At 72.8% G+C, this 19,501-nt stretch carries 21 protein-coding genes; 5 read left to right on the plus strand and 16 right to left on the minus strand.

Translation table 11 applies throughout. The features are described 5' to 3' along the window. Positions 1 to 20 precede the first annotated feature (20 nt). A complete protein-coding gene (locus ACGFQ9_RS22890; protein WP_393576071.1) occupies positions 21 to 1,547 on the plus strand; it encodes a hypothetical protein in 1,527 nt (508 codons plus the stop codon). Positions 1,548 to 1,582: 35 nt separating this feature from the next. Here ACGFQ9_RS22890 and ACGFQ9_RS22895 read toward each other — a convergent pair whose 3' ends face one another. The 5 genes from ACGFQ9_RS22895 to rox form a co-directional block, all read right to left on the minus strand. After that, on the minus strand, positions 1,583 to 2,146 hold the full coding sequence (locus ACGFQ9_RS22895; RefSeq protein WP_393576072.1) for a hypothetical protein: 564 nt from the start codon (positions 2,144 to 2,146) through the stop codon (positions 1,583 to 1,585). Positions 2,147 to 2,254: 108 nt separating this feature from the next. After that, positions 2,255 to 2,380: a hypothetical protein gene (locus ACGFQ9_RS22900; protein ID WP_393576074.1), complete on the minus strand. Its 126-nt coding sequence runs from the start codon at positions 2,378 to 2,380 to the stop codon at positions 2,255 to 2,257. After that, positions 2,377 to 2,676: an antibiotic biosynthesis monooxygenase gene (locus ACGFQ9_RS22905; protein WP_393576075.1), complete on the minus strand. Its 300-nt coding sequence runs from the start codon at positions 2,674 to 2,676 to the stop codon at positions 2,377 to 2,379. Before ACGFQ9_RS22905 ends, ACGFQ9_RS22900 begins: the two co-directional genes overlap by 4 nt. Before the next feature lie 151 nt (positions 2,677 to 2,827). Next, complete coding sequence (locus ACGFQ9_RS22910) at positions 2,828 to 3,049, minus strand: hypothetical protein (RefSeq protein ID WP_393576076.1); 222 nt, start codon at positions 3,047 to 3,049, stop codon at positions 2,828 to 2,830. A 176-nt stretch (positions 3,050 to 3,225) separates the two neighbouring features. Next, positions 3,226 to 4,653 (minus strand): rifampin monooxygenase, encoded by a 1,428-nt coding sequence (rox, locus tag ACGFQ9_RS22915; protein ID WP_393576077.1) that lies wholly within the window; start codon positions 4,651 to 4,653, stop codon positions 3,226 to 3,228. 318 nt (positions 4,654 to 4,971) lie between these two features. Between rox and ACGFQ9_RS22920 the strand changes: the two genes are divergently transcribed. Then, positions 4,972 to 5,610 (plus strand): flavin reductase family protein, encoded by a 639-nt coding sequence (locus ACGFQ9_RS22920; RefSeq protein ID WP_393576078.1) that lies wholly within the window; start codon positions 4,972 to 4,974, stop codon positions 5,608 to 5,610. Between the two features lie 16 nt (positions 5,611 to 5,626). Here the strand turns inward: ACGFQ9_RS22920 and ACGFQ9_RS22925 are convergent, their stop codons facing one another. The 9 genes from ACGFQ9_RS22925 to ACGFQ9_RS22965 form a co-directional block, all read right to left on the minus strand. Then, complete coding sequence (locus ACGFQ9_RS22925; RefSeq protein WP_393576080.1) at positions 5,627 to 6,163, minus strand: 3-oxoacyl-[acyl-carrier-protein] synthase III C-terminal domain-containing protein; 537 nt, start codon at positions 6,161 to 6,163, stop codon at positions 5,627 to 5,629. A 140-nt stretch (positions 6,164 to 6,303) separates the two neighbouring features. Beyond that, the gene (locus ACGFQ9_RS22930; RefSeq protein WP_393576081.1) at positions 6,304 to 6,687 is read right to left on the minus strand and encodes a hypothetical protein; all 384 of its coding nucleotides are present in this window, start codon (positions 6,685 to 6,687) and stop codon (positions 6,304 to 6,306) included. Further along, the gene (locus ACGFQ9_RS22935) at positions 6,684 to 7,598 is read right to left on the minus strand and encodes a hypothetical protein (protein WP_393576083.1); all 915 of its coding nucleotides are present in this window, start codon (positions 7,596 to 7,598) and stop codon (positions 6,684 to 6,686) included. Before ACGFQ9_RS22935 ends, ACGFQ9_RS22930 begins: the two co-directional genes overlap by 4 nt. Continuing rightward, positions 7,595 to 8,914 (minus strand): cytochrome P450, encoded by a 1,320-nt coding sequence (locus ACGFQ9_RS22940; protein ID WP_393576084.1) that lies wholly within the window; start codon positions 8,912 to 8,914, stop codon positions 7,595 to 7,597. The genes ACGFQ9_RS22935 and ACGFQ9_RS22940 overlap by 4 nt, the downstream gene beginning before the upstream one ends. Beyond that, positions 8,907 to 11,801 carry a PEP/pyruvate-binding domain-containing protein gene (locus ACGFQ9_RS22945; RefSeq protein ID WP_393576085.1) on the minus strand — a complete coding sequence of 965 codons (2,895 nt, stop codon included), beginning with the start codon at positions 11,799 to 11,801 and terminating at the stop codon, positions 8,907 to 8,909. Before ACGFQ9_RS22945 ends, ACGFQ9_RS22940 begins: the two co-directional genes overlap by 8 nt. After that, positions 11,794 to 12,555, minus strand: a complete 762-nt coding sequence (locus tag ACGFQ9_RS22950; protein ID WP_393576087.1) for a nitroreductase family protein — start codon at positions 12,553 to 12,555, stop codon at positions 11,794 to 11,796. Before ACGFQ9_RS22950 ends, ACGFQ9_RS22945 begins: the two co-directional genes overlap by 8 nt. Continuing rightward, on the minus strand, positions 12,552 to 13,223 hold the full coding sequence (locus ACGFQ9_RS22955) for a methyltransferase family protein (RefSeq protein WP_393576088.1): 672 nt from the start codon (positions 13,221 to 13,223) through the stop codon (positions 12,552 to 12,554). Before ACGFQ9_RS22955 ends, ACGFQ9_RS22950 begins: the two co-directional genes overlap by 4 nt. Next, positions 13,220 to 14,032, minus strand: coding sequence for an AfsA-related hotdog domain-containing protein (locus ACGFQ9_RS22960; protein ID WP_393576089.1), 813 nt, complete (start codon positions 14,030 to 14,032; stop codon positions 13,220 to 13,222). Before ACGFQ9_RS22960 ends, ACGFQ9_RS22955 begins: the two co-directional genes overlap by 4 nt. A 207-nt stretch (positions 14,033 to 14,239) precedes the next feature. Then, on the minus strand, positions 14,240 to 15,475 hold the full coding sequence (locus tag ACGFQ9_RS22965) for a cytochrome P450 (RefSeq protein ID WP_393576091.1): 1,236 nt from the start codon (positions 15,473 to 15,475) through the stop codon (positions 14,240 to 14,242). Between the two features lie 225 nt (positions 15,476 to 15,700). Between ACGFQ9_RS22965 and ACGFQ9_RS22970 the strand changes: the two genes are divergently transcribed. From ACGFQ9_RS22970 to ACGFQ9_RS22980, 3 genes are read left to right on the plus strand one after another with little or no spacing between them, the layout of a single operon-like run. Next, positions 15,701 to 16,078: a hypothetical protein gene (locus ACGFQ9_RS22970; RefSeq protein WP_393576093.1), complete on the plus strand. Its 378-nt coding sequence runs from the start codon at positions 15,701 to 15,703 to the stop codon at positions 16,076 to 16,078. Then, positions 16,075 to 16,812, plus strand: a complete 738-nt coding sequence (locus ACGFQ9_RS22975) for a nucleotidyl transferase AbiEii/AbiGii toxin family protein (protein ID WP_393576094.1) — start codon at positions 16,075 to 16,077, stop codon at positions 16,810 to 16,812. Before ACGFQ9_RS22970 ends, ACGFQ9_RS22975 begins: the two co-directional genes overlap by 4 nt. 5 nt (positions 16,813 to 16,817) lie before the next feature. Then, a complete protein-coding gene (locus tag ACGFQ9_RS22980; RefSeq protein ID WP_393576096.1) occupies positions 16,818 to 17,408 on the plus strand; it encodes a YdeI family protein in 591 nt (196 codons plus the stop codon). 121 nt (positions 17,409 to 17,529) lie between these two features. Here ACGFQ9_RS22980 and ACGFQ9_RS22985 read toward each other — a convergent pair whose 3' ends face one another. Further along, positions 17,530 to 17,760, minus strand: a complete 231-nt coding sequence (locus ACGFQ9_RS22985) for a hypothetical protein (RefSeq protein WP_393576097.1) — start codon at positions 17,758 to 17,760, stop codon at positions 17,530 to 17,532. Between the two features lie 406 nt (positions 17,761 to 18,166). Continuing rightward, entirely contained in the window at positions 18,167 to 18,916 is a 750-nt protein-coding gene (locus ACGFQ9_RS22990) for a hypothetical protein (protein WP_393576098.1), read from the minus strand. Between the last annotated feature and the right edge of the window lie 585 nt (positions 18,917 to 19,501).

The following is a 19,501-nucleotide window of genomic DNA, read 5'->3' on the forward strand; positions in this document are numbered from 1 at the left end:
GGTGCCTATTCTCCACACACATGGACCAGCAACTTCCGCGGAACTCCCGTACCGGATCCGACCGTTCGGCCGACAGCGGGTTACCCCGGCACGTCACCCAGGACGCCGTGGTCATCGTGCCGGGCATCATGGGCAGTGCCCTCTACGACACCTCCCGCGACACCCATGTGTGGGGGCTGGGCGGCATCTCCTGGCTCGTCAAGGCGTGGACCCTGCCGGGCGGCCTGAAGCCACTCGCCCTGACGGAGGAGGAACTGGAGGGCAAGACCGGCCGTATCAAGGCGACCGGGCTGCTCGAACACTCCGCGTGGACGCCGTACCTGGCGGGCATCGAACCGTACTCCGACCTCGTCGAGGCCGTCGGCGGGTGTGTCGCCGACCCGGCGGCGGTGCTGAAGTTCGCGTACGACTGGCGGCTGCCGGTGGCCGCCAACGGCCGGCTGCTGGCGGAAGCGGCGCGCGACCACCTCGGTGCGTGGCGCCGGCACCCGGCCCATGACCGGGCCCGCCGCCACCGCGTCGACGAGCGCGAGGGCCGGCTCGTCTTCGTGGCGCACTCGATGGGCGGACTGGTCACCCGCAGTGCCCTCGACCCCGCGCTCGACTCCGACCTCGCGGGTGACACCCGTGGCGTGATCACCCTGGGCACGCCGTTCCTCGGGGCGGTCAAGGCGGCCGTGATCCTCAACTCGGGCCGGGGCACTCCCGTACGTCTCCCCCACCGCAAGCTCCGGGCCGTGTGCGCGAACATGCCGGGCCTGCACGATCTGCTGCCGCAGTACAAGAGCGTCCGGGACGAGGGCCGCGACGGCAACAGCAGCCACGGAGACCACATCCGGCATCTGACTCCGAGTGATGTCACCGCGATCGGCGGGAACGCGGAACTGGCCCGGAAGTCGGCCCTGTTCCACCGGGACCTGGGGCGGATCGGTCTGCCGGGACACCGCACGGTCGTGGGGGTCAACCAGCCCACACCGCAGAGCCTGACGATCCGCGACGGCAAGGTCCGGGCCCACCTGGCCGGGGCGCGGATGAACTCGGACCGCAGCATCCTGCGGGACCGGGCGACCGGCAGGATCCTGTACTTCGAGGTCGGCGGCGACGGCACCGTCTACAAGGAGTCCGCTTCCCTCGGCCCGGTCACGACGACCCTGCCGCTGCAGCACGGCGCGGTGGCCAAGGCCACCTCGGCGCTGGACGCGGTGGTGGAGATCGTCCGCGACGACATCCACCTCGGCCCGCCCATGGGGGACGTGGGCTGCGGGCTGGAAACCCCAGACCTGGTGGAGGCGGGCGTGCCGTGGAAGGTCCGGCTGAGCGATGTGGACACCCTGTCGGGGCTGGTGTGCGGCATCACGAACGTCGAAGACCCGGCGGACGAGCAGCGCCTGACGGCGGCCTGGGAGGACGGGGCGGCCGTGGCGGAGGCCACGACGAAGACCACGGGCCTGTACCGGGTGACGGTCCGCACTCCGGACGGCCACGAGGTCAGCCAACTGGTCATGTCCGGCGAGCCGGGCATGGCGTGGGAGGAGTCGGAGGACTGAGCGCCAGTCGGGGTCTCGTCGTCAACAACGGCTTCTCAGCACGCGGGGACCAGTTTGGTCCGGCGCTGGTAGGAGAGGGAGCACACGCCGAGGGACACGCCGATGGAGAAGAAATTGAGAAAGCCGATGACGAACACCATGGGAGACATGCCGGCGGTGTGCGCCGTGGAGAGACCACCGGTCACTATGACCGCCAGGCCGAGGCTCCCGTAAGGCGCGAGGGTCACCGCAGAGGCCCAGCCGGGGACCAACAGCAGCCATCGCGGGACCCTCCGCCCTCGGAGACCGGGCATCCAGCGCGGAACGATCTGGCCCCATGGCCGGGTGAGGGCGCCGAGCAACGTGATACCCAGCATGACGCCGACAGCAGTGAAGTCGATGCCGTGCCTCTCCAGCCACACAAGAACCCGGGGAGCTCCGTTCTTGGCGAATTCGTCGGCGAGATTCATCCCGATGGGCTTGCCCGCTGTGCCACCCCACGACCAGTAGAGCTTCATCGCCACATAGGGAACGGCCCCGGCGGCTCCCGCGATTGCTGCCCGGGTGACGGCCGGCGGGGCACTGAGGTACCGCGTGCTGTATTCGGTTCGTCGACTCATGTCGTCACTCTGCCGAGACGCCAGCACGAGAGGCATCCACCCGCGGTACGGCGTGGTCCTCCCCCCAACGGGGGAGGCACGGAACCTGCGGGCCCCACGGGTCTGCACTCAAGCTGGGGAGAGGTGCCTCAATTCGTTGTCCGCGAGGATCAGCATGTGGAGTTCGGTCCGCTGCCACAGCGACTCCGGCAGTTCTCCGAGCTTGTGCTTCCACAGGTTGAGCGTCGTCGTCACGCGGACGGTTCCGCGAGGAGGTCGTCGACGAGTTCGAGCCGGGTCTCCTCGAAGTACTCCTCGATCGCCGCTCTCATCAGGGCCTCCCCGTCCGGGTCGGGCACCGCGCACCGCTCGCGTGTCGCCGCGTCGGGCCATCGCGCGTACGCCACCCACGTGCCGTCGTCCGCGCGGTGCAGGCGGGAGCCGTAACTCCCGCACTGCGCGTGGATCGCCTTCGTCACCCGGTGCCATCCGTCGGCGAACGTGTCCTCCATGCCCTCGCGCAGCCGCCACCGGTAGATCACTGCGAACATTCCGGGATCCCCTCCCTTTCACACGTCGGCCTGGCCGCCTGGCCCAGGGATGATCATCCTCGTTCATGGGGGCGGGCGTGCCAAGGGCCGCCGGCCCCTGTGGTGGGGTGGCGGCCTTGGCCGGGCTGTGCCCGTGTGCTGTGCCGGTGGGTCAGTCGACGCCGGGGTTGAAGCAGCCGCTCGGGCAGTTCTGCGTGCCGCCGCACTCGCCGCGGTGGCCGCCGCATTCGTTGCACGCCGCGTGCTCGGGTTCGGTCACCCACCAGCTGGTGGTACCGGCCTGCGCCGGGCTGAGCGTGCCCGTCCCGCGTGCCGCGAGCCAGGCGGATCCCACGGCGAGCAGGGCGAGCGGGACCCATAAGACCAGGAACATGTCCTTCCCCCATTCGGGGCGGGTTCCCCTTGTCCCGCCCTGGGAGGGGGATTCCCGTGCGGAGCCCGGCTCAAGCGCGCGGCGTGGTCCGTCCTTCCGGGGTCCGTGGTTCCGGGGTCCGTGGTTCCGGGGTCCGTGGTTCCGGGGTCCGTGGTTCCGGGTCCGGGCCTCCACGCTCAGGGGGTGGGGGCGCCGAACCAGGTGGGGAGGTGGGCGAGGAGGTCCTGCTGGTCGCCGCCCACCCAGGCCACGTGGCCGTCGGGGCGCAGCAGTACGGCGGGGGCGTCCAGTTCCTCGGTGACGTCGACGACGTGGTCGATCCGGTCCGACCAGCCGTCCACCGAGAGGCGGCCGGTCCGGTCGAGGAGGAGGCCGCGGCCGGCGTGCGTGAGGTCGTAGAGGCGGCCCCGCTTCAGGCCGATGTCCCGCAGGCGGCGGCCGAGCAGTTCGTGGCCGTCGCCGAAGTCGTAGCGGATGCCGGTCGCGGTGATCTTCTCGATGAGGTGGCGGTTGACCTCTTCGAAGTCCATGAGTTCGGTCAGGAGGCGGCGTACGGCGCGGGCGCCGGGGGTGGTGGACAGCAGCTCCATCTGGGCGCGGGTGTTGTCCAGTACGGTGGCGGCCACCGGGTGGCGTTCGGTGTGGTAGCTGTCGAGGAGTCCTTCCGGTGCCCAGCCGGCCACTTGGGCGGCCAGCTTCCAGCCGAGGTTGAACGCGTCCTGGATGCCGAGGTTGAGGCCCTGTCCGCCGGTGGGCGGGTGGATGTGGGCCGCGTCGCCCGCGAGGAGCACCCGGTCCACCCGGTAGCGCTCGGCCAGGCGGGTGCCGTCGCCGAAGCGGGAGAGCCAGCGGGGCGAGTGGATGCCGAAGTCGGTGCCGGCGACCGCCCGTACCTGCTGCTTGAGCTCGTCGAGGGTGGGGGCGACGGTACGGTCCTCGGCCAGGCCCGCGGCCGGGACGATGACGCGGTACAGCCCGTCCCCGAGGGGCATGGCGCCGAACCGCAGCTGGGTCTTGCGGGCTTCGGCGATGCCGGCCATGAGGGTCTCGTGGGGGACGGCCACCTCCACGTGACCCAGGAGGGTCTCGGTGGTGGCGGGCTCGCCGGGGAAGGCGACGCCGAGCAGCTTGCGTACGGTGCTGCGGCCGCCGTCGCAGCCGACGAGGTAGCGGGAGCGCAGGTGTGTGCCGTCGGCGAGTTCGGCGGTCACGCCGTCTTCGTCCTGGGTCAGCCCGACCAGTTCGAGGCCGCGCCGGATCTCGGTGCCGAGTGCGGTGGCGTGCTCGGTGAGCAGGCGCTCGGTGGTGGTCTGCGGGATGGCGAGGACGTAGGAGTGGGCGGTGTCCAGCCGGTCCGGCCACGGCCGGTCGATGCCGGCGAAGAAGCCGCCGACCGCGAACTTCTGTCCGAGCGGGAGGAAGCGGTCGAGGAGGCCGCGCTGGGCCATCACCTCGATGCTGCGGGCGTGCAGGCCCTGGGCGCGGGACTGGTCGGACGGCGCCGCTTCCTTGTCCAGGACGAGTACGTCCACGTCGTGCAGACGCAGCTCGGCGGCGAGCATCAGGCCGGTCGGGCCCCCGCCGGCGATGATGACGTCGAACATCAAACCCCCGTTGATCGTTTTCTGGCTTTCGAGCGAGAGTGTGCGGCATGACGGGGGTCTTGCCGCAAGGCCCCCCGTGCGCTATATGTTGAGAGTGGCAAGGAGTCCGTGACCTCCTTGCCTTTGTTTTTTGTCCGGGGACCTTCCCGGATCCCTCCCGCTTCACGAGAGCCGTGCGCCCGAAGTGGCGCACCCGCGCCCGGAACGCGAGGTCGCATTCCCGCCAGCGTCGGTGGTCCTGCTCACGGGAGAGTCGGTGACGGCTCGTGTTGTCGATCGCGGGCCGGTCCGTCCGGAACTCCGCGAAAGGCACAGCGCATGCACGTCGTCCCCGGGCTCAAGGTCCTGTACTTCGGCACTCCGGTGGTGCTGATCAGCTCACTCAACGAGGACGGCACGGCGAACCTGGCGCCGATGTCCTCGGCATGGTGGCTGGGCCAGTCCTGCATGATCGGTCTCGGCAACAACGCCCAGACCACCGCGAACCTGTTGCGAGAGGGCGAGTGCGTGCTCAACCTGCCCTCGTCGGCGATGGTCGATGCCGTCGACCGGATCGCTCTCACCACCGGCAGGCCGGCCGTTCCGGATTACAAGGCGAAGCAGGGATACCGGTTCGAGCCGGACAAGTTCTCGGCAGCACGACTGACCGAACAGGCATCGGACCTGGTCAGGGCTCCCAGGGTCGCGGAATGTCCGGTCCAGCTGGAATGCCGGGTCGGCTCGGCCCATCCCTTCGGCGGTCCCGAACCGCACGCCACCGCCTTCGAACTCGAGGTCCTTCGCGCCCACGTCGAGGAGGACCTGGTCATTCCCGGGACCCACTACGTGGACCCGCTCGGCTGGGACCCGCTGATCATGAAGTTCTGCGAGTTCTTCGGCGGGGGCGACAACGTCCACCCGTCGAGACTCGCCGAGGGCTGGAACATGCCGCACCAGCTCCCGTCCACGACCGTCTGAGCAGGCGTCCTGCGGGTCACCAGTCCGGTCGGGCCAGGACTTCGACGACCGCGCAGGCCAGGGAGATGCTGCCGCCGTTGGCCATCATCAGGATGTGGTCGCCCGGGGAGACGGCGCCGGTCTCCATGAGGTGGGACAGGCCCAGCACCTGGTCGGTGGAGGTGAGGTGGCCGTGGGCGCGGCCGAGGTCGAGCAGGCCGCGCTCGGGGGGTATGCCCAGCGGCCGCAGGAGGCTCGCCAGGTAGCGGGGGTGGCCGGTGAAGACGTGGGTGACCCGGGTGATGTCCGCGGGGCCGACCCCGGCCTCCTCCATGACCTGCCGGGCCAGCGCCGTACGGGCCCGGACCAGGTCGCGGGTGACGGCCTGGAGGAGGGCGCCGTCGGGGTCGCGGCGTGCGACGTAGGAGGCCATCCGGGTGCCGAGGACGGCCTGGTTGCCGAGCAGGATCGGCGGCGGGTACATGGCCTCGTCGCCGCGGTAGAGGTGCTCCCAGGAGGACAGGGAGGTCAGGGCGAGCGAGCGGACGCGCAGCGGGCCGCCCCCGGTGGACACGACCACCGCGCCGCCGGCGTCGCCGAGGACGGAGCCGCGGCCGGAACCCCAGCCGTCCGCGTAGTTCCAGCGGTCGACGAGCGGGGTGCCGAAGTTGTCGGCGGCGGTGATCAGGGCCGCTGTCGCGGTGGGGTCCGTGGTCAGGTGGCCGTGGGCGAGGCGGATCCCGTCGAGTACGGCCGTACAGCCCTGGTGCAGTCCGATGGCGGGGGCGCTGCCCCCCCGGTCACCCGGTCCTGGACGTAGTGCGCGGGGAACCAGCCGTCCGGGCCCTGGTGCCAGACGCCCGAGTGCAGGACCAGGGCGATCTCGTCGCTGCCCAGGCCCGAGCGTTTGAGGGCGTCGACGCCCGCCTCTGCGGCGAGTTCGGGCGCCGACAGGCTCCCGGCTAGGGCCACGCTGGTCCAGCCTTCGGCCTCGGCCCGTCCGGCGTCGTACCAGCCGCACCGGACCGCCTCGGTGACCGGGAACAGCTCCGGGACGCGGGCGGCGACGCCGGCGATGTACAGGTTGTCCGTCCTCACGAGGTGGCCCCCAGACCGATCAGCAGGTAGCAGGTGAAGGCGGTCGGCAGGTAGCCGACCGTGGCGTGCGCCGGCCAGCGCGGCGCCCGGCCCCGGGTGAAGCTCCAGGCGGCCCGGGCGACGACCGCGGCGGGCAGGAGCACCAGCCAGCCCCAGGCGCCGGGGCCGTCCGGCCCGGCCGTCCGGGCCGTCCAGGGGTGGAGGGCGGCCAGGGCCACCGCGGTGGAGGCGGCGGCGAAGCCCACGGCCAGCGCGGTGGTGGCGCGCACGCCGAACACGTGCACGTAGGTGCGTTCGCGTGCGGCGGGGGCGCGGACGAGCTTGCGGGCCAGCTCGTGGTGGGTGGCCGCGAGCAGGACCACGGCCAGGACGGGCAGTGCGCCGCGGCCTGCGGAGAGGCCGGTGTCGTGGAGGAAGACCGCGTACAGGTAGAGGTTGAGGACGATCTGGATCGGGGAGCTGAGCAGCACGCCGATCACCACCGCGTCGCCGGGCGGCCAGCCGGAACGCAGTTCGGTGCCCACCAGGACGGCCGTGTACGCGAACTGGGCGGCGAGCAGCAGCTGCGCGGGCCGGTTGCCGCCGTTGAGCAGCAGCAGGCCGGCGGCGCCGGCGGCCATGAGGACGACGAGGTCCCGGGGCCGGACCGCGCCGCGGGCCAGCGGGCGGCCGGGGTTGTGCAGGCGGTCGTACGGCAGGTCGCGCAGGTCGTCGGCGGCCCGCAGCAGGAGCAGGTCGACGAGGACGGTGACGGCGGCGACGGCGGTGCCCCAGCCGGGCCGCCACTCGTGGGCGCGGGGGTCGACGGCGGCGTACAGCCCGGTGGTCCCCACGGCCCAGGCGGCGGCGAACACGGCGGAGAGGGGCAGCGGATAGCTGCCCCGGACGAAGAGGGCGAGACGGCGGATCACTCGGGCCGCTCCCCCGTGCGTACCGCCCGGCGGACCGCCCAGCGGACCGGTAGCTGCCAGACGCCGTTGATGAACATGGTGCGGCGCCAGTCCAGTTCGTCCTCGGGGACCGCGAGTTCGAGGACGGGGAAACGGCGGAGCAGTGCGGCGATGCCGATCCGCAGTTCGGCGCGGGCGAGTTCGGCGCCCGGGCACAGGTGGCGGCCGTGGCCGAAGGCCAGGTGACCGGCGATGTCGGGGCGGTCCGGGTCGAAGCCGTCGGGGTCCTCGAACCGTGCCGGGTCGCGGTTGGCGGCGTCGGTGAGCGGTACGACGACCTGGCCGGCCCGTACGGGGCAGCCGCCGAGCACGGTGTCCTCGGTGACCAGGTGGGGGGCGCCGCCGGTGTTGTTGAGCGAGCTCCAGCGGAGCATCTCCTCGACGGCGCCGGGTATCAGGGCGGGTTCCGCGCGCAGCCGGGCCGCCAGGCCGGGGTGCCGGAGCAGCAGCAGGACGCACATGGCGAAGGAGTTGCCGGTGGTCTCGTAGCCGGCCATCAGCATGCCGGAGCCGAGGGCCACCGCCTCTTTCGGGGTGAGGTGCCGGCCGGGGTCGTCGGGAGGCCGGGTGACCAGGGCGGTGAGCAGGTCGGAGGCGGGCTCGCCGCGTTCGGCGGCGCGTCGTTTGGCGGCGACGAGGTCCGTGAAACAGTCGTTCATCCGGGCCTGGGCCGAGGCGGCCTCCTCCGGGGTGTGGCCGGTGGTGGACATCAGGACGTCCACCTCGCGGCGCAGCCGGTCGCCGTCGGCGAAGGGGACGCCGAGGACCTCGCAGATCACCCGCAGCGCGAAGGGCACGGTGTAGCCGCCGACCAGGTCGGCCGTGCCGTGCCCGGCGCCCGCGGTCAGCGTGTCGAGCAGCCCGTCGGCCAGCTGCTCCAGACGGGGCCGCAGGTCCCGGACCCGGCGGGTGGTGAAGGCGGGCAGGACGGCGCGGCGGCGGCGGGTGTGCTGGGGGGCGTCGGCGGTGACCAGCGGGAGGGAGTCGGCGTCCCGGGCGAGCAGCGGCCGGGCGAGTGCCGCGTAGCCGGCCCGGCTGAAGCGGTCGTCGCCGAGCACGGTGGTGACGTCCTCGTGCCGGGTGATCAGCAGGGCCGGGCGGCCGCTCGTGAGGCGGACCGGGTACGGCGCGCCCGTGGCGAGCAGTTCGCCGTAGCGGGCCGGGGGGCGGACGTCGGCCGCGGGGGGAAAGGGGAAGCGTGCCGGGGCAGTCGGGCCGGTCGGGGCAGTCGGGGCAGTCGGGGCAGTCGCGGCAGTCGGGTCGGTCGGGTCAGTCATCGTTCTCCGCCTCGTCGGTCCGTTCCGCCCCGTACCTCTCCGCCCCGGGCGTGCGCTCCGCCGTGTCGGTGGGTCCGGACGGCTCCGGCAGCAGCCGGACCGTGCCCGCGTTCCCGTCGATCTCGATCCAGGCCCCGTCGGGGACGGCCTTGGTGGCGTCGGGCACGGCGACCACGGTCGGGACTCCGAGCAGCCGTCCGGTGATCGCGGTGTGCGAGAGGAGGGTGCCGCGTTCGACCACCATCCCCTTGGCGGACATCATCAGGAACAGCCAGCCGGGGTCGGTCTCGCGGGCGACCAGGATGCGGTCCCCGGCCGGGTCCGGATCGGTGCCGGGGTCGAGGACCACCTTGGCGCGCCCGCGGACCACCCCGCCGCTGGAGCCGATGCCGCGCAGCACCCGGCCGCCGGAGTCCCCGTCGTCGCGGACGGGTACGGCGTACGGGAGTGCCCGGGTGAGTGGGAGCCCTGCGGGGACGCCCAGCAGGGCGGGGCGCTGTTCGGTGCCGGCCCAGCGCAGGCGGTCGGCGCGGCGCAGGGCGGCCTGGGCCCGCAGGTCGGGGACGGTGCCGGTGCCGTCGAAGGCGCCGATGACCTCGTCGACGGTCAGGTCGGTCACGTCCAGGGGGTCGTCGAGCACGCCGGTGCGGGCGAGTTCGGCGCCCAGCCGCCACATCACCTCGCGGGACATGCCGAAGAGCTGGGTGCGGCAGAAGCGGGTGTCCTCGCGGACCCGGGCCAGGTCCCGGGCGAGAGCCGCGTGGGCCAGCAGTACGCCGCGGCGCACCGGGCCGGGGCAGGCCGCGCGGAGGCGCTCGCGGGCGCGGCCGGCGGCGGCCCGCTCCTCGGCGCGGTTGGCCGCGACGGTGGTGCCCTGGCGGACCAGCGGGCGGATGAGCGGGACGACGGTCCAGGGGCGCTGACGGGGTGTGGGCTCCTCCAGCTTCAGGTCGTGCAGGGCGCGGTCGCCGTAGCGGGCGACGTAGTCCCGGGCGGCGTCGGCGGCGGCCGTGCCGTGGCGGCCGGCGGTCAGGTCGGCCCACACCTGCCGCGGGTCCTCGCCGTCGAGGACGGCACGGCGCAGTTCGGGGTCCTTCCCGACGAGTTCGGCCAGCGCCATGGCAGCGCGTACGGCCTGCAGGGACCGGTTCTCCTTGCCGCCGACGAGCAGGGACACGAAGACCTGCGGGCCGAGGCCGGTCCAGCGGCGCAGCAGTGCGGTGCCGGAGCGGAGCACCAGCAGCGCGATCAGTCCGTTGACCAGGGTGATGCCCCACTGTTCCCCGGCGCGTTCCCAGACGCGCCGGTAGAGCGCGATCAGTTCTTCCGGGGTGTCGCCGACGGTGTCGATCTCGGCGGTCTGCCGGTCCCACCAGCGGAGGAAGCCCCTGACCTGCCACGGGTGCGCGGCGGTGCGCCAGAGCAGCCGGGGCACCGAGGCGGCGACCCGGAGCGGCGACCGGCGGCGGGTGCCGCGGGCCGGGCCGGTGATGCCCATCGAGGCTTCCCACTGGTGCCGGACGAGTTCGAACATCGGCATCTGGCCGTGGAGTTCGTGCCAGTCGTCGAGCCGGTAGTAGACCTGGCCCTCCAGGTAGCCGACCATCCGGTCGAGGCGGTGCGCGTTCTCCCGGAGCCGCCGTGGGGGTACGCCCATGCGGCGGTAGAGGTCGCTGAAGGAGCGGCGGTAGAACTCGCGGGACTGGGAGTAGGTGAGGGCGCCCGAGGTGCCGGGGAAGCTCTCGGTGATGTTGTGGTTGCCCCAGTGGACGGTGGGCGGGCTGCCGTCGGGAGTATCGGCTGTGGCGGGGGTGGCGGCTGTGGCGGGGGTGTCCGCCGTTACCAGCGGCCGCGCCTGGACCAGGTGGACGGTGCCGTCGGGGGTGATGGTGCCCTCGATGTCCTGGGGGACGCCGAAGAGTTCCTCGACCCGGGCTGCCAGCCCGGCGACCGCACGGGCCTCGTCGTCGTCCAGCACCGGCGGGCCGGCCAGTTCGGGAGGGACGGGCAGCAGCACGGGTGCACCGGAGGCGGCGCCTTCCGGCAGGCCCACCGACCAGCGCTTGTGGACGGTCCGAGCGGTGACGCGGCCGGTGCCGGGGTCGAGGAAGAAGTGGTCGACGTCGGCCTTCTCCTGGACGACGCCCTCGCCGATGCCATGGGCGGCGGCGATCAGGTGGCGCCGGGCACCGTCCCGGGGGTCGCGGGTGAAGGCGACGAACGAGCGGGTGCCGGGCACCATGCGCTGGATGCCGACGGCGACGCGCGCCGCGGTCGGGTCGAGGCCGCGGAAGCGGCGGTAGCGGACGGCCTGCGGGTTGAAGGCGGAGGCCCAGCAGCGGACGACGGCTTCGCCGAGGCCGTCCCGGTCGACGTAGAGGAAGCTGTCGCTCATTCCGGCGAAGGGGTCGACGGCGCTGTCCTCCGCGATGGCGGTGTCCGGATCGTCGGTCGCCGGGGCGTCGGTCGCCGGGGCGTTGGTCGCCGGGTTGCTCGTGGCCGGGTCGCTCGTGGCCGGGGGGACCACGCAGGCCCGTACGGCGACCAGGCCGTCCGCGCCGACCAGGGCGGTGAACTCCCGCCGGATCCGCGCGGCGAGGGCCTCGGGGATGCCGCCCCCGGTGAGGGCCCGGTGGGCGGCGGCACACCAGTCGTCGGCGGCGCTGCTGTCCGCGTGGCCGTCCGCGGTGCCCGGCGGCAGCGGCGGCAGCAGCGGCCGTACGGCGTCCAGGGCCCGGTCGAAGGCGGTGGCGGGCAGGCAGAAGAACCCGGGGACCGGGAAGCCCGCGCGGCGCAGCACTTCCTGGCGGGCGAACTTGTTGCCCACCTGCGCGGCGTCGGCGAGGGCGGCGGCGTCCGCGGTCGTGGCGGTCAGCAGGTCAGCCATCCAGCCCACCGCCCCACGCGCCGCCCCAGCCGTCCAGGTGGAGCACGCTCTCCACGGGCCGGCGCGGGGCCGGGCGGAAGCCCTCCCCCAGGACGTGCGCGGTCGGGATCAGGGCCCCCTGGCGTACGCCCTCCGGCAGGCCGAGGAGGGCGGCGACCTCCTCCTCGGCGTCCAGGTGCGCGGTGGTCCAGGCGGTGCCCAGGCCGCGAGCGCGGGCGGCGAGCATATAGCTCCAGGCGGCCGGGAGCAGGGATCCCCACAGGCCGGCCTGGCTGCCTGCGGGGAACTCCTTCTCGCGCAGTCGCAGGCACGGGATGACCAGCACCGGCACTTCGTGCAGCCGGGCGGCCAGGTGGTGGCCGCTGCGCATCATCCGGGCGAAGGCGACCTGTTCGGGGGTGTCCGCGGGGAGGTCGGCGGGCGGGTTCCGTGCCTCGAAGGCACGGCGGTAGACGGCCGCGATCCGGCACCGCAGCGCGGCGTCGGCGACGACCAGCCAGTGCCAGCGCTGGGTGTTGCCGCCGTTGGGTGCCTGCTGGGCGATCTCCACGCACTCCTTGACGAGGGCGAGGTCGAGCGGGCGGGAGGTGTCCAGCCGCCGGCGTACTGAGCGGGTGGTGGTGAGCAGCTCGTCGGGAGAGAGCGGTCCGGGCGAGAGCGCGCCGGAGGAGGAGAGCACGTCGGGGAAGAGCACCTGCTGTGGCTCCGTCGGATCGGTGTTCACGGGCACGGGCACGGGCACGGTGACGGTCACCAGACCCCGGGGACGAGTCGGGCGTGGGCGGCCGCGTAGGAGGGGTAGCCGGGGATGTCCATCAGCATCCGCTCCTCGGTGCGGATCCTGAAGGCGATCGCGGCGGCGAGCAGCACCAGCAGCAGCACGCTCAGCGGGTTGAGGAAGAAGGCGACGAACCCGGCGTGCGCCAGCAGCATGCCCGCGTACGCGGGGTGCCGGATGAAGCGGTACAGGCCGTAGGTGACGATCCGGTGGTCCTGCTGGCGCATCACGTGGTGCGAGTAGAAACGGCCGAGGGTGTGGATGGCCGCCTGTCGCAGGACGACTCCGCCGGCGAAGAGCAGGGCGGGCGCGAGCAGCGGCCACGACCAGCCGCTCCACGGCAGCGGGCCCAGTACGGCGGCCGCGGCGGTCGCGATCCGGGCGGTCGCGTAGAGCACCAGCGTCGCCGACTCGCTGGGCGGGGCGGTCGAGGTGCGGAAGGTGACGGGGATCTCGACGGCGAGCCACCCCAGGTAGCAGGCGGCGAGCACGGCGGCGACCAGGTGGACGGGGTCTCCGGCGTCCCGCAGGTGGACGGCCGTGCCGGTGCCGACGGCGGCGACCGCGCACAGGAAGAGCAGGCGGGGTGCCCGGACGGCGAGGGAGGTTCCGCCGCGGGGTGCGGAGTGCTTGGCGGCGCTCACCGGGCGGCCCTCCGCTCCAGGTAGCGGGCGCGGCTCATGGTGTGGACGGTGATCTCGATCCGGCCGAGCCGCTCACCGCTCCCGGCGTCCAGCAGGGCCATCGGATAGGGGGCGCGCGCGCCGCGCGCGGGGGCGAACTCCCAGCGCAGCGCGAGCGGGACGGACGTCGGCAGGTCCGTGGGTACGTCGGCTTCCAGGGTGACCCACAGCATCTGGGCGTCCGGGTCGCGGCCGTGCGCCGAGTGCCCCAGCAGGGTGGCCATCTGACGGGCCGACTCGATCAGTGCGGCGGGGGTGTGGAAGCCCTCCGGACCGCCGTGCAGCCGGTGCCCGGCGGGCGGCACCAGTACGGCGGCCTGCTCGGTGCGCAGCGACGGGCCGAGCAGGACGTTCTCCGGGTGGTGCCGGTGCACCAGGGCGGCCTCGGCGGGGCGGGCGTGGTCCGCCGGGGCGGCCGGGCCGTGGCCGGGAGTCCCGGGAGCGGTGGGGTGCGGCGCCCGGGACCGGCCGGGGGCGAGGCCGGCGGCCGCGCGGCAGACGGTGTGGCCGTCCTGTTCGGCGCGCAGCCGCCAGGACGGGCCGTCCTCGGCGGGGGCCGGGTCGCAGTGCAGCAGCACCGGCTCGCCGAGCTCGCAGATCCGGTCGAAGGCCAGCGAGACGCGGAGCCGGTCGAGTCCCGCGCCCGCGTGGTGCCGTGACTCCGCCCGGACCACGTCGAGCAGTGCCGTCACCAGCAGCATGCCGGGTATGTGGTCGAGCGGGTGGTCGAAGAAGCAGGGGTCGGTCCGGTCCACGTACAGAGGCACCACCGTCCGCCTCTCCGCGGGTGCCGACGGGGCACGGACATCTGACGTGGCATCGGCCGTGCGCAATCCACCGTGCGCCAGGGATGTCACAGTTTGCGCTGAAGATGTCATGGGGGACGACGGTAGTCACCGGCCGGTTGCCCGTTCAAGGGACGCCGGGGAAGTCGTGCACCCCGCATATGGGCCAGGGAGGAATGCACCCCGGCGGGGTCAGGGCGCGGCCGGAAGGCCCCCGGGAGTGAAGGTCACCGGAAGGCTCAGGGGGCCGCGCAGGCCGCCGGGGCGCCAGCGGATCTCCTCGGGCGGTACGGCGAGGGCGAGGCCGGGGAGGCGGCGGAGGACGGTGCCGATGGCGATCTGGCCTTCGAGCCGGGCCAGGGGGGCGCCCAGGCAGTAGTGGATGCCGTGTCCGAACGCCAGGTGGGCGTTGTCCTGGCGGGTGAGGTCCAGGCGGTCGGGGTCGGGGAAGCGGTCCGGGTCGCGGTCGGCGATGGCCGAGGCGATGAGCACGGTCGCGCCGCGCGGGACGGTCACGCCCGCGATCTCGACGTCCTCGCGCGCGAAGCGGGCGATGCCGGGGCTGACCGGGCCGTCGTAGCGGAGGAACTCCTCGATGGCGCCGGGCAGCAGCTCGGGGTCGTCGCGCAGCCGGGCGAGTTCGGCGGGGTGGGCGAGGAGGGTGGCGATGCCGCCGCCGATCAGGTTGACGGTGGTGATGTAGCCGGCTGCCAGCAGCAGGAACACCATGGCGATGAGCTCGTCCTCGGTCAGCTGCTGCTCCTCGTCCCGGGCGGTGATCAGGGCGCTGAGCAGGTCGTCGCGGGGGTCCGCCCGTTTGTCCCGGATGAGCCCGGTGATGTAGGCGCGCATGTGCTGCCAGGCCTCGTTGACCACGGCGGGGTCCGGCGGTTCCTCACCCCGCATGACCATGCGGTCGGTCCAGCGCTGGAAGTCGAGCCGGTCGTCCAGCGGCACGCCGAGCAGTTCGCTGATCACCGTGACCGGGAGCGGGAGCGCGAAGTCGGCCACGAGGTCGGCGCGGCCGGCCGGGGCGGCCTCGTCCAGCAGCCGGTCGGTCACGGCCTGGATCCGGGGCCGCATCCCGGCCACCCGGCGGGCGGTGAACGCCTTGGAGACCAGGCGGCGCAGGCGGGTGTGGTCGGGCGGGTCGCTGCGGAGCATGTTGCTCAGGATCGACTCCCGCTCCGTCTCGGGCAGTTGCTGCAGGAGCCGGGTATCCGAGGCGTCGCGTACGTCGCTGCTGAGGCGGGTGTCGGACAGGGCGGCGAGCGCGTCCTCGTAGCGGGTGACCAGCCACGCTTCCAGGCCGCCGGCGATGACGGCGCGGCGCACCGGGCCGTCCTCGCGCAGCCGGCGGTACAGCGGGAAGGGGTCGGCGACGAAGGCCGGGTCGGCGTAGGGGAGAAGGACCGGCCGCTCGCTCACGATGCCTCCTGGGGTACGTCGTCCTCGCCGTGCAGAGTGAGGTTATCGGGGCAGAGGAGTATGAATGGGTCTTTTCCGGCACAAACAGCCGGTTCGGCGAGGCGCGCGGGTGGCGGGCGGACGGACGGACAGCACGAGCACCGTCGAACAGATGTTCACGGTGAAGGTCGGCCAGATCGGCCGATGAGGTGTGCGGGGTGGGGGTGGCAGGGGATAATCGGCGGCGTGATCGTGCACGACAGCGGAGAGCAGGGCCCGTCCGCGGAGCAGGTGCTCCGGGACCGGTACGCCCGGCGGCTGCCCGCCTCCCTGGACAAGCTCGCGGGGCCGCGCGGCGGCCTGGTCGAACTGCCCGCGCACGTCGCCTGGTCGGGCTTGCGCACGTTCGACCTGGACCGGCCTAAGCTGCGCATGGGCATGTACCGCACGGTGCTGGCCGAAGGTCTCCACGAAGACCTGCTCCACCTGCTCGACCGCGATCTGCTGCTGGAGCAGTGGCCCGTCCTGCGGAAGCTGGTCAGCCGGCACGTCCGTGCCGTGTGGGAAGAGGCCTTTCCCGAACTCGCCGCGGCCGCCGGGGCGGCGGGGCCCGGGGCTGCGTGAGGCTCACCGGCCTGCACCGGCGGCTGCTGGCCGCCGTCATCGACATCGGGTCCGACCACCCGCTGGTCCTGGCCGGCGGCTACGCCGTCCAGGCCCACGGCCTGGTCGACCGGCTCAGCCAGGACCTCGACGTGGCCACCCAGGACCCGGCCCCGATGGCCGAGATCGCGGCCCGCCTGCAGGCCGGACTCGCCGAGCGCGGCTGGCGGGTGCGGCTGGTCGACGCGGACCCCCTCGCCGCACGCCTGATGGTCACCGACCCCGTCACCGGCGAGGACTGCGCGGTCGACCTCCTCAAGGAGCACTTCTGGACCTCGCCCGTCGACACCGAGTACGGGCCCGTCCTCGCCCTCGACACCGTGATCGGCACCAAGGTCCGGGCCCTCGCCGACCGCGGCCTCGCCCGCGACCTGATCGACGTACACGCCGCCGCCCGGCTCCACGGCACCCGCGACCTGGAACGCCTCGGCGCCCGTCACGCACGCGACGACGGGTTCCTGCTGGAGGACCTCCGCGACCGCCTGAGCGGCTCGGAGTGGATCGACGACGAGGAGTTCGGCACCTACGGCCTCGACGGGGCGGCGATCGGCGAACTCCGCGCCTGGGCCCTGGACTGGGCCGCCGACCTCGACCGGCGCCTCCACCACGAGCCGGACGGTACGGGCGGTACGGACGGTACGGACGGTACGGACGACCCGGGCGGTACGGACGACCCGCGTCCGCACCTAAGGTGAGGCCCATGGAGCAGCTCGACGGTGTGGAGATCATCGCGTTCGCGGACGGCACGGCCTTCGAGGGGTGGCTGGCGGCCGGGCACCACGCGCGCCGGGAGGGCGTGTGGATCAAGATGGCGAAGAAGGGATCGGGCATCCCCTCCGTCACCTCCGACGAACTGGTGGACATCGGGCTCTGCTTCGGCTGGATCTCGGGGCAGCGGCGCTCCCTGGACGACACGCACTACCTGCAGAAGTACGTGCCGCGCAGGCCCCGCAGCCTGTGGTCCCAGGTGAACGTCGAGAAGGTGGAGCGGCTCACGGCCGCCGGGCGGATGCGCGAGCCGGGGCTCGCCGAGGTGCGCACGGCACAGCAGGACGGGCGGTGGGACGCGGCCTACGCCTCGCAGAAGACGGCGACCGTGCCGCCCGAGCTCGCGGCGGCCCTGGACGCGGACCCGGCGGCGAGGTCCGCCTTCGAGGCCCTCGACCGGACCGGCCGCTACCAGCTGCTCCTCCCCCTGCTCCAGGCCCGCACCCCCGCGACCCGCCGGACCCGGCTCGACAAGGCCCTCCGTACGCTCACGGCCGGAGCCGCTCCGCGAACGGCGCCGTGACCACGGGGGCGCCCCGGTTCCCGCAGCCGGCAGGCGGACGGGGCGACGTCGGCGATCGGGATGATGCGGAAGCCCTCGTCAGGGTCCTCCGTCGGCCGGCCCAGCCGGTGGGGGTGGTTGCTCACGTCCGCTGCTCCTGCAGGGCGTGGGCGCCTGCGGCGATCACCTCGGCGAGCTGGTTGGCGACGGCGACGCTGCATCCGCCGAGCCGGACGAACCCGCGGATGCCCAAGGGCCCGTCGTTGGCCAGAGACGGGAGGACCAGCCCTGCGAGCGCAAGGGCAGCCTCGAGAGCGGTGACGGCGTCCGTGCCCGCCTGGTAGGCGGCATCCTGAAGCCTCTTGTACTTCATTCGCTCTGCGTAGGAGAGCTCGTGCGCCATCGTTGCCGTCCTCTTTCGGTAGGGGAAAGTGTGATGCGTGATGCTTCACGCCTCGTCGGCCCGGTCGCTCCGGGGCCGCGGGGCGGCGCCCAGCCGGCAGCCGAATCCGGGCAACCGGGGCGAGACGCTTCGGACTTGGGCGGGTCAGGTGTCAGGGCCGGCCGTGCTCGTACGGGGCAGTGTTCGGAAGCCGTCGTGCCGAGATTGCGGACCGCCCGTGACTTATGGGATTCGAGTGTCGTTCCTCAAGTGAAAACGATCACCGTCGGGCTCCGGAAGGACCACGTTCCCCATGCGGTTAGTGGCTGTCGCGCCGTTGTCCCCGGCGCCGTGCGCGATGGCGGCGACCGTGTCCTTCGACTTCCCGAGTGCGCCCTCACGCCCCGTAATGGAGTTTGGGGGCAGGAGAAGGCCGGGAGTTGCGGTGTCGCGGGGTCGGTTGACGGGGCGGCCGGGTGAGCGTGATCTGGCGGACGAGCTGCTGGAAGCAGGCGAGCGCGGCGATGGCGGGAAGGGTCGCTGCAGCCTGGGCGGCGAGCGTTCTCGGCGCCTGGGCCACGCAGAGGAGCGTGGCCAGAGTGGAGAACAACAGGACGATGGACCAGGAGTGAACGGCGCGGCGTTGGTGCAGAGCCGCCCTCAGGATGGATAGGGAGGCGACCGTCCAGGGCCCGTAGATCAGCAGTGGCCACCAGCTGACCACGTCGTTGGCGGTGCGAGGCGCGGCGCTGTGCTGAAGGGCGTCGCAGATCGCGAGGCCGCTGAAGATGCTGACGAGGGCGGCGATCAGCGCGACGAGCACCGACGTGCAAAGGCTCCCCGTTCGCATCAGGGCCACTGCCGGCGCCCTCGGTGTGGCGGTCCGGCGGTGGCCACCGGGCGCTTCGGCCTTCGGCAGCCCGACGGTGCCCTGCGGGTCGGCTGCCGGCCCGGTCCTGGACATCGTGTCGTTCGTCTCGTCGAAGGCACTGCGGTCGAAGAGCTCAGCCCGGTCGGCGGCGATGCTTTCCTGCAGGAGGCACGCGAGTTCCTCCGTCGGATCCCATGTGCTGTTCCCCTGGCCCGGTCCGAGTGGCGGTTGCCCGGTGGTGATGTGCCCTTCGAGATCCGGCCCCGGCCGGAACATGCGGGCCTCCGACTGAGCGTGGAAGCCGTTCCAGTCGTGACGACCGTATGGTTCATACACAGGATCCGTACCTCACTTGGCCGTCGGTGCACAGCCCGGACGCAGCCAGGTCTTCTGACCGTCGGTTGAAGTCACGGTGGATCTCACTGATCGCTTCCAGGAAATCCTCAAAGATCGAGGACGAGTAATTCAACTCGATCTTCCGACCTCCATGATGCAGAGTCGCGTTCTCTCTCCGCGGGTGGGTCGATGAAGCCGGCGTGAATGTCCATTGCCCCATCCGGGCAGCCTCGGTATGAACGAGGAGACCTCGCCCCTCTGCATGCCGACGGAAGATTGCACCGAGGTTTGCTGTTGTCATAGTCCAACCAACGCTCCCGACGCCGGGCAGGGTATGAGCCATGCGGGTGATGATGGCGAAGCGCGCGAGTGTTGACCGTTGTCTTTTATCGTTTCTGCACTGGCGCCGAACCCGCCAGGGCCTCGCTTCGTGATCTCACTGCATCACATCGCCGCAGCTCAGGCCCAGTGGTGGCGCGCTGACAGCGCGGCGTCGGCCCGCTCCCCTCGCGCCGGTTCCTCCCT

This window comes from Streptomyces sp. NPDC048603 (assembly GCF_043199475.1).
In the GTDB taxonomy this organism is placed as follows: domain Bacteria; phylum Actinomycetota; class Actinomycetes; order Streptomycetales; family Streptomycetaceae; genus Streptomyces.

Coding starts and splice junctions, on each gene's coding strand:
- ACGFQ9_RS22890 (WP_393576071.1), top strand. CDS start 21: ATGGACCAGCAACTTCCGCGGAACTCCCGTACCGGATCCGACCGTTCG.
- ACGFQ9_RS22895 (WP_393576072.1), bottom strand. CDS start 2,146: ATGAGTCGACGAACCGAATACAGCACGCGGTACCTCAGTGCCCCGCCG.
- ACGFQ9_RS22905 (WP_393576075.1), bottom strand. CDS start 2,676: ATGTTCGCAGTGATCTACCGGTGGCGGCTGCGCGAGGGCATGGAGGAC.
- ACGFQ9_RS22910 (WP_393576076.1), bottom strand. CDS start 3,049: ATGTTCCTGGTCTTATGGGTCCCGCTCGCCCTGCTCGCCGTGGGATCC.
- rox (WP_393576077.1), bottom strand. CDS start 4,653: ATGTTCGACGTCATCATCGCCGGCGGGGGCCCGACCGGCCTGATGCTC.
- ACGFQ9_RS22920 (WP_393576078.1), top strand. CDS start 4,972: ATGCACGTCGTCCCCGGGCTCAAGGTCCTGTACTTCGGCACTCCGGTG.
- ACGFQ9_RS22940 (WP_393576084.1), bottom strand. CDS start 8,914: ATGACTGACCCGACCGACCCGACTGCCGCGACTGCCCCGACTGCCCCG.
- ACGFQ9_RS22945 (WP_393576085.1), bottom strand. CDS start 11,801: ATGGCTGACCTGCTGACCGCCACGACCGCGGACGCCGCCGCCCTCGCC.
- ACGFQ9_RS22980 (WP_393576096.1), top strand. CDS start 16,818: ATGGAGCAGCTCGACGGTGTGGAGATCATCGCGTTCGCGGACGGCACG.
- ACGFQ9_RS22985 (WP_393576097.1), bottom strand. CDS start 17,760: ATGAAGTACAAGAGGCTTCAGGATGCCGCCTACCAGGCGGGCACGGAC.
- ACGFQ9_RS22990 (WP_393576098.1), bottom strand. CDS start 18,916: ATGTTCCGGCCGGGGCCGGATCTCGAAGGGCACATCACCACCGGGCAA.